Source organism: Umezawaea endophytica (assembly GCF_025061645.1).
In the GTDB taxonomy this organism is placed as follows: Bacteria; Actinomycetota; Actinomycetes; order Mycobacteriales; family Pseudonocardiaceae; genus Umezawaea; species Umezawaea endophytica.
The window spans coordinates 1-7,469 of the sequence record NZ_JANYMP010000027.1 but is presented as its reverse complement, the minus strand read 5'-3'; the positions used below and the strand labels follow the sequence as shown (position 1 = coordinate 7,469).

General features: G+C 65.8%; 6 protein-coding genes. 3 read left to right on the top strand and 3 right to left on the bottom strand.

Translation table 11 applies throughout. The features are described from left to right. Positions 1-74: 74 nt before the first annotated feature. Both NZH93_RS38930 and NZH93_RS38925 read right to left on the bottom strand, forming a co-directional pair. Positions 75-1,340 carry an FAD-dependent oxidoreductase gene (locus NZH93_RS38930; protein ID WP_259628322.1) on the bottom strand — a complete coding sequence of 422 codons (1,266 nt, stop codon included), beginning with the start codon at positions 1,338-1,340 and terminating at the stop codon, positions 75-77. A gap of 223 nt (positions 1,341-1,563) precedes the next feature. After that, the gene (locus NZH93_RS38925; RefSeq protein WP_259628321.1) at positions 1,564-2,724 is read right to left on the bottom strand and encodes an amidohydrolase family protein; all 1,161 of its coding nucleotides are present in this window, start codon (positions 2,722-2,724) and stop codon (positions 1,564-1,566) included. A gap of 659 nt (positions 2,725-3,383) precedes the next feature. On the opposite strand from NZH93_RS38925, the gene NZH93_RS38920 reads away from it, so the two are divergent. The 3 genes from NZH93_RS38920 to NZH93_RS38910 all read left to right on the top strand — a co-directional run bounded on the left by NZH93_RS38920 (position 3,384) and on the right by NZH93_RS38910 (position 6,943). Beyond that, complete coding sequence (locus NZH93_RS38920) at positions 3,384-5,534, top strand: MMPL family transporter (RefSeq protein WP_259628320.1); 2,151 nt, start codon at positions 3,384-3,386, stop codon at positions 5,532-5,534. Positions 5,535-6,213: 679 nt separating this feature from the next. Continuing rightward, positions 6,214-6,750: a hypothetical protein gene (locus tag NZH93_RS38915; RefSeq protein WP_259628319.1), complete on the top strand. Its 537-nt coding sequence runs from the start codon at positions 6,214-6,216 to the stop codon at positions 6,748-6,750. Positions 6,751-6,793: 43 nt separating this feature from the next. Then, positions 6,794-6,943, top strand: a complete 150-nt coding sequence (locus NZH93_RS38910; RefSeq protein WP_259628318.1) for a hypothetical protein — start codon at positions 6,794-6,796, stop codon at positions 6,941-6,943. Here NZH93_RS38910 and NZH93_RS38905 read toward each other — a convergent pair. Then, complete coding sequence (locus NZH93_RS38905; RefSeq protein ID WP_259628317.1) at positions 6,940-7,122, bottom strand: hypothetical protein; 183 nt, start codon at positions 7,120-7,122, stop codon at positions 6,940-6,942. The two genes, NZH93_RS38910 and NZH93_RS38905, sit on opposite strands and share 4 nt — an antisense overlap. Between the last annotated feature and the right edge of the window lie 347 nt (positions 7,123-7,469).

The following is a 7,469-nucleotide window of genomic DNA, read 5'->3' as shown; positions in this document are numbered from 1 at the left end:
CGCCGCTGATCACGTTGCGGTGGCATCCGGGTAATGATGTCGGGTAACCGGATGTCGGAGCCGAGCTGGGTCACTCATGCGGCGGCCCGCCCGTTCAGGCCGGATGTGAAGTTGCGGACCGCGGAGGCGGCGCTGAGTCCGAGTTCGGCGAGACCGCGAAGACCGGGCCGGTCGAGACGGTCGACACGGGCCAGCCAACGCAACGGCAGCATGGAAAAGCGGATCGCGGCAGGTGCATAACCGGCCATCTCGCGATGGAAACGGTGGGTTGCCAGGGCGATGGTGCTGTGTCCGTCGCGAGCGGCGAACAGCTCGCGGGCGAGGTGGTCCGCGTCGATGATCGCGGTGGCGGCGGCACGTCCGCCGGTGGGAGGCATGGCGTGCACGGCGTCGCCGAGTGCGGTGACCGGTCCGGCAGGCCACGGCGTCAGGTCCGCATCGGGGTCGGCGGCGTAGAACCGGAACCCGGCTGCGGAGCCGGGGTCGGTGGCGGCGATGAGATCGAGCACGGCCGGAGGCCAACCACGAACGGTCGACAGCGCGAACTCGACCAGCTCCGGCCCGGTCATCCCCTGCACGGTGACAGGGGGCAGCACGGCCTCGGTGGCACTCAATCCCCACACCAGGGACGGGGCCTCCGTGATGGCCGGGACGGTGGTGCAGGAGGCCGGATCGATTGCCGGGCCGCCACTCGGGTCATGGACCTGCATGAACACCGACGCTCCCTTGAGGCCCAAGGCGAGCACCGGCCCATCGTTGACGATATCGGGCAGCAGGGCGCGGGTGCGTGCGGTGAGCGGAGTGCGGGCGGCGATGCCCCCGAACCCGATGGGATCGGCCAGATCCCGGCCGGCGAGCGAGGCCACTACCCGTGAGCGGGTCCCGTCAGCGCCGACGAGGACATCTGCGGTGTCGGTACTACCGTCGGCGAAGTGGGCGGTGATCCGGCCGTCGGGCAGAACCTCGTGAGACACGTACTCGGCCCCGAACCGCACCTGATCCTCCAGGCCGTGGGTCAGCAGGGTGCGCAGCGGCACTCGTCCGATCATGAGAGTGTCGGTGCCCTGATCGGAAGGGCGGGTGACCAACGGGCGCAGGTGGTGGTCAGCCCAGGTGTAGCGGCGAAGCGACGCACGGGAGACCGAACTGGCCAACAAGGCGTGGTAGTGCTGCGGGCTGAGGTGGCGACGCAGGACTTCACAGGCCCGATCGTCGAGATGCAGCCGGTAACCGCCGGTAACCTCCACCCTGGGGTCACGGTCGTGGACGGACACCTCGATACCGCCGCGGTGCAGGGCCTGGGCGAGCGTCAGCCCACCGATCCCCGCCCCGATGATCATGACTCGCATGGTGCTCCCTCTTTTAATTACCTGACGTGAAATCAGTCAATGCCGTGCTCGCCACTAACGGCGCCCAGGCGTGACCAGGCGATGACGTGGGCGGGGCGAGGGGGCTGCTGCGGGGCTTTGCGGCAGCCCCCTCGCGGACCGCGCTGTCGATGACCAGGCGGGCAGGCACGCTGGGGATCTCAGGAGAATCGCTACTGGTGCCGACGCAGGCATGTCACTTCGCGGGCACTTTCATCTTGAACAGTCCCTCTGCGTTTCGGAACGCGATCTTTTCCTTGTCTTCGCGTGGCAAATCGACTCCGCGGAACCAGTCGGTCTGCGCCTTGATGTCCGCGAACGGGTAGTCGGTCGCGAACATCACTCGATCCACGCTCACGAACTTCAGCAGGAGAGTGAGCAGTTCGGTCTGAGGGAATGCGCTGGTCGTGATCCAGAAGTTGTCCTGGAAGTACTGCTCGATGGGCTTCTTGAGCGAGTTCTTGGTCGGCTCGCCCATGTCTTCGATGATCCGCTTGTAGTAGAAGGGGAGACCTTCACCCATGTGGCCGATGATGATTTTCAGTTTGGGGAACCTGTCGAAGACCCCGTACGCGATCATCCGAATGCATTGGGTCAGCACCTCTTGGTGCCAGCCGTATCCGGACCCGCTGAAGATGTAGTCCTGGAACTCTTCCGTGTATTCAGACCGTGTGGTGCTGTAGTAAATCTTGAAGACGTCGTCGGATGGGTAGCCGGGATGCAGGTAGATCGGCACGTCGAGTGCAACGGCACGTTCCAGCACGGGCTCGAAGTCGGGATGGTCGAGATACTTGTTCGTGATGTGCCCGTTGGTCAGTGCGCCCACGAAGCCGTCTTCCCGAACCGAGCGTTCCAGTTCGTCCGCCGCCGCCGCGGGGCTCTGCAAGGGCAAGGTGGCGAAAGCCTTGAAGCGTCCCGGATACTTGGCGATCGGCCCTTCTACGAGTTGCCGGTTGAGGCGATAGGCAAAGTCGATGCCCTCTTGCCCTGGGACGTTTTGCACGGACGGTGTATGAGCAGAGAGGATTTGAACGTTGAGTCCCCCCGCGTCCATATCGTCGATGCGGCGTTGGCCTAGATCCGAAAGGCCGGTTTCCTCGAGGAACGCGATGTGATCCTCATTGATGGAGTTCAGCTTCAACAGCTCGGGAGTCGAAAATGTCTCCTCCGCGCCGATGAAGGGCAGGTCCCGGTCTCGCTGGTAAATTTCCGCGGTCTTGTCCGCGTTCTGGTTCGGAGCCTGGCCCGGAGTCTCGTTGTCGCGCACTGCCGAGGCAATGGCATGCGTGGAGAGGCCGGCGCCGATGCCGAGTGCCGTGGCGGCGGTCAGGAAGCTGCGGCGTCCCAAGGGCTTCATGTCAGTCTCTCTTCAGGTGTTCGTGTGGTGTGGTATCCGTACGGCTTCCGTCTGCGACCTGCCCGAGGTCGAGGGACCGCTCACCCGCGTGCGTGCTGTGCGGGCCGGCCGCGGCGGGCCTCGCGTTGTTGTGAGGACGCGATCCACAGGCGGCGACCGGGTCCACCGTCGCCAGAGCCACGGTGGACGCCCCGAGCCTTATTCGCCAGGGCGGCGCTTTCCTTGACGGCGCTGCATCCACTGCCATGACCAGCCTCCTGCCGACGGGTTACTTCGCTTGTCCGACGCCGACTTCGTACCGAGCGAATCTGAGAAGAACGTTAATGTGGTGCTCAGACCGGTTGTCCGAGCCAAGTGCCCGGCGCACGCGTCAGCGTGGTGGACTTCGACGCCTGCCTGACCGCACGCGTCCGGGCCGTTGCGTTCTCGCTCCGGCCTATGTGGAGGCGAGTGCCCGGTTGCGCCCGGACCGGCGGACCTGCTGCGGAAGGGGCGTGTGCTCCTGCTGGGCCTCGTCGACCAGGCGGCGGCGCGGCCGCGTGGACGGGGCGCCTGGCTCGAACGCCCGTCCTGAGCGCCGCTTTAACGATCGTCTCAGGTTCGCTCGGTAGGAAGTCGGCGTCAGATAGGCGAGGTAATCCGTATGTAGGAGGCTAGTGATGGCAGTCGACGCAGCGTCGTCCGGGAAAGCGCCGGGCGGTCGGTTGGCAGGCCGGTGGGTGCCGTGGCTGGTGATCGGCTTGTGGGTGGTACTGGCGGTGTTCATGGTGCCGCTGAGCGGAATGTTGAGTTCGGTCACCACCGACAGCGCCGTGGACGCCCTGCCTGCCAACGCCGAGTCCACCAAGGTCGCGGTGCTGGAGGACAGCCTCCCCGGTGGGGAGGACAACACGTTCGTCTTCGTGTACCGCCACGCGGGCGGCATTACCGCCGCCGACCGCGCGACGGTCGAACGCCACTACGACACCCTTGCCAAGCGGTACCCGCCGAAGACGGCGACGTCCGGCGAAGAGGATGACGACGGTCCCGCGATCAGGCCGTCCACCAACGGCACGGCGATGATGTTCACCCTCGACGTGAGCACGACCTACGGCCCGCCGGAGGAACTCGTCGGGCCGTTGCGCGACGCCGCGAAGGACCGCCCCGCGGGTCTGGACCTCGACGTGACCGGCCCGGCCGCGATCGACGGTGACATGGACGCCGTCTTCGACGGCATCGACCTACAGGTCTTCCTCACCACCGTCATCGTCGTCATGCTCCTGCTCATTCTCACCTACCGCAGTCCGGTGTTGTGGTTCATCCCGCTGATGGCGGTGGGTGTGGCCGCGTTGACGTCGATGGCGACGGTCTACCTGCTGGTCAAGGGCTTCGGCATCGTGGTCGACAACCAGAACTCGGCGCTGCTGACGATCCTGGTCTTCGGCGTCGGTACGGACTACGCGCTGTTGCTCATCGCTCGATACCGGGAAGCGTTGCACCACCACGAGAACGTCCGGGTCGCGATGGTCCACGCGCTGCGCGGCGCGGCGCCCGCCATCATCGCGTCCGCGGCCACCGTGATCGCAGGCCTGCTCTGCCTGCTCGTCGCGGACCTGAACAGCATCAGCGGTTTGGGCCCGGTCGGCGCGGCCGGCATCCTGTGCGCGCTGGTGGCCATGCTGACGCTGTTCCCGGCGCTGCTGGTGGTGCTCGGCAGGCGGATCTTCTGGCCTGCCATCCCGCGGTTCAGCACGGTCGTCGTCGAGGAGAAGCCGGGCCTGTGGGTCCGGCTCGGCGCCGCCATCAACCGCCGCCGGTGGGTGGCGACGCTCAGCTCGCTCGCCGTCCTCGGCGTACTCATCGTCGGGCTGACGGGCAACACCGGCGCCCTGCGGGAGCAGGACCAGTTCCCGTCCCCGCCTGAGTCGGTCACCGGCTTCACCGTGCTGCTCCAGAACTTCCCGGAGCTCGGCGGCCAGCCGATGACCATCTACACGCGGCCGGCGTACCAGGAGCAGGTTCTCGAGATCGCGAAACGCGTTCCCGGCGTGGCACAGGTCGAATCGGGCGAGACCGTCGGAGGTTGGACAGACATCTCCGTGTACCCGACCGACGCGCCGGACACCCCCGCCGAGTACGACACCATCAAGCGGGTGCGCACCGCCGTGCACGCGGTGAATGGTGCGGAGGCGATCGTTGGGGGGCCGAGTGCGGAGAACCTCGACACCGAGGTGACCACCGCCCGCGACGAGAAGTTGGTGATCCCGTTGGTGCTCGCCGTGGTCCTGCTCGTCCTCGGGCTGCTGCTCCGAGCGATCGTCGCCCCGCTGATCCTGATGGCCACCGTGGTCGTCTCGTTCGCGGCGGCCTTCGGCGGCAGCGTGTTCGTCTTCGACACGATCCTCGGGTTCAAGGGCATCGACTATTCGGTGCCGCTGCTGGCGTTCCTGTTCCTGGTGGCGCTCGGCGTCGACTACAACATCTTCCTGGTCAGCCGGGCCCGCGAGGAGACCGTACGCCTGGGCACCAGGCGGGGCATGCTCAAAGCCCTCTCCGCCACCGGTGGCGTCATCACTTCGGCAGGCCTGGTCCTGGCGGCCACCTTCGCCGTCCTCGTCTCCCTTCCTCTGGTGATGCTGATCGAGGTCGGGTTCCTGGTCGCCTTCGGCGTACTGCTCGACGCCCTGCTGGTGCGGTCGATCCTGGTGCCCGCCCTCACCCTGCTGATCGGCAGGCGGATGTGGTGGCCGAACAAGCTGTCCCGACCGGTGGAGATGCCGGACGGTGAACGGTCGCTTGTGGACGATCAGGAGCCGGCGCTGCAACGGTGAGCGCGGCAGCTTGAACGAGATCCGGGACGGGCCTCAGGCCCATCCCGGATCTCTTCCTGGGCCCGGCGCTCAGCGGTATCTCGAAACCCTCGCCGCAGCACAGATCCCACGCATGCATTTTTCGGCTCGGCGCGCAGCCCCAACACTCGACTGTCGCGATAGACACCTCACCGACCGCGTACCGCAAAATCTTCGATCCCGACATGCGATCGATGACGCACTGATCTGCCGCCGATCGTGCACGCGGCCAGCAGCGAGGCATCACGCTCGGTGACGGATCTATTCGCTGACCAGTATTCCGTACTGCTGTAGCCGCGAGCGCGACACCGCCCACTGCTACGAGTCCGGCGGCACGGTGAAGCTCGACTACCTGTTCACCAACGTTGAGGTCTCCCACACTTGTGATCTCCCCGGCTCGCCTGTCGCGTCATCGGATCATCTCCCTCTGTGGATGACGGCGACCTTGTCGGCGGGTTGATTGCCAGGTCGCGCGGTTGATGGGGGAGTTTCAACCAACGCAGTGAGAGACTGCTTGGTCTGAAGGTCGGCGCCTCAACGTGTCATCCATTCAGTCCGGGAGATGTGGTGTTAGTGGTGTGTCGCAGAGAGTTGACCCGGTAACCAACTCGGCCAGGCGGAGAGGCAGGCTTGTCCCGCATGTCGAGTGCGGGAGGTGGGTGTGGCTCGTCGTCCGAGCGTGTTCGTGCGGTCGTTGTCGATGGAGGAGGGCCGGAAACTGCAGTGGTTCACCAGGACCGCGAAGGATCCGGTGCGGTTGTGGCGGGCGATAGTGGTGCTGATGTCGGGCCAGGGGCAGCGCGACAGTGGTGTCGGAGATCTGGAGGACCTCGTGTTCGACGCCGACTGGATCGCCGCCCAGAACCGGATGGAATACCCGTTCGCACTGTCCGACGCCCTCGCGCACAAGTTCGGGTACCGCGACCCGGACCCGGCGGTGGCGCTTGCCCGGTACACCGCGGAAGCCCACAAGTTCAGCCTCGTCGACTCCGGCGTCCTGGACACGCCGTCGTGCAGGCTGCTCGTCATCAACGGGATGGAAGACTCCATCTTCCCGATCGAGGACAGCATCATCGCCGCGACCCGAAGTGCGAACAAGGACCTCCTGGCGCGGGGCAATCGCGGGCACATGGGCAACCCCGGTGCCGAGGAGATCCTCTACGACTGGATCGACGAAGCGGTCGACGGCGTGCTCTAGTGTCCCTGAGTCATTAGTTCGAGTTGCTCGGTCGAACTGGGTCATGCCCAGCCCCAAGCTCGTGCCGGTGGTGTTGTCCGAGCCGGAACGTTCGGTGTTGCCCAGGTGGTCGCGGCGGCGGATAACGTTACAGGCGTTGGCGCTGCGGTCCCGGATCGTGTTGCGGTGCGCCGAGGGCGACAAGATCGGCTAGTAGTGCTGGTTGACCCGCGCGACGTTGCCCACGGCTGAGTCGCCGTCCAACTCCACCAGGCCGGCTTGCTCAGCGGCGGGCAGCTTCCACCAGCCCGAGCATCCGCGGACACAGGGGTGGCTCATCTCGGTCAGGACCATGAGGTCGTGCGGGCCGGGGACGGGCTGCTGCCAGGACATCAATCCACTACCACCGCAGAGGTCGCAGTGAGAGGCCGATTTGGACGACATCCTGACAGCATCCGTCACGAAGCCTGACCTGAAACGAATTACCACCCTGATGGAGCATGGCGGAAACACTCGTGTGGGTGACGGCTTGCCGATCCATTCCGGAACTGGTTCGACAGCCGGACTCGCAACAGACCTGCACGTGTCAGGGTGCTTGCGACGCACGATCTCCTTCGCTGCGGCACCAACCGCCACCATCGCTGCCAGGAAACGCCAAATTCGGCGAACCTCCCCAAGTCACCGCACGCCTCATCCAGGTCTGACACAAGCCACAGCACACGAAACCGCCATCGACCACC

What these genes read in the sequence shown, in the direction of transcription:
- NZH93_RS38920 (WP_259628320.1), top strand. Translation starts at nt 3,384, where the DNA reads ATGGCAGTCGACGCAGCGTCGTCCGGGAAAGCGCCGGGCGGTCGGTTG.
- NZH93_RS38910 (WP_259628318.1), top strand. Translation starts at nt 6,794, where the DNA reads ATGCCCAGCCCCAAGCTCGTGCCGGTGGTGTTGTCCGAGCCGGAACGT.
- NZH93_RS38930 (WP_259628322.1), bottom strand. Translation starts at nt 1,340, where the DNA reads ATGATCATCGGGGCGGGGATCGGTGGGCTGACGCTCGCCCAGGCCCTG.
- NZH93_RS38925 (WP_259628321.1), bottom strand. Translation starts at nt 2,724, where the DNA reads ATGAAGCCCTTGGGACGCCGCAGCTTCCTGACCGCCGCCACGGCACTC.
- NZH93_RS38905 (WP_259628317.1), bottom strand. Translation starts at nt 7,122, where the DNA reads ATGTCCTGGCAGCAGCCCGTCCCCGGCCCGCACGACCTCATGGTCCTG.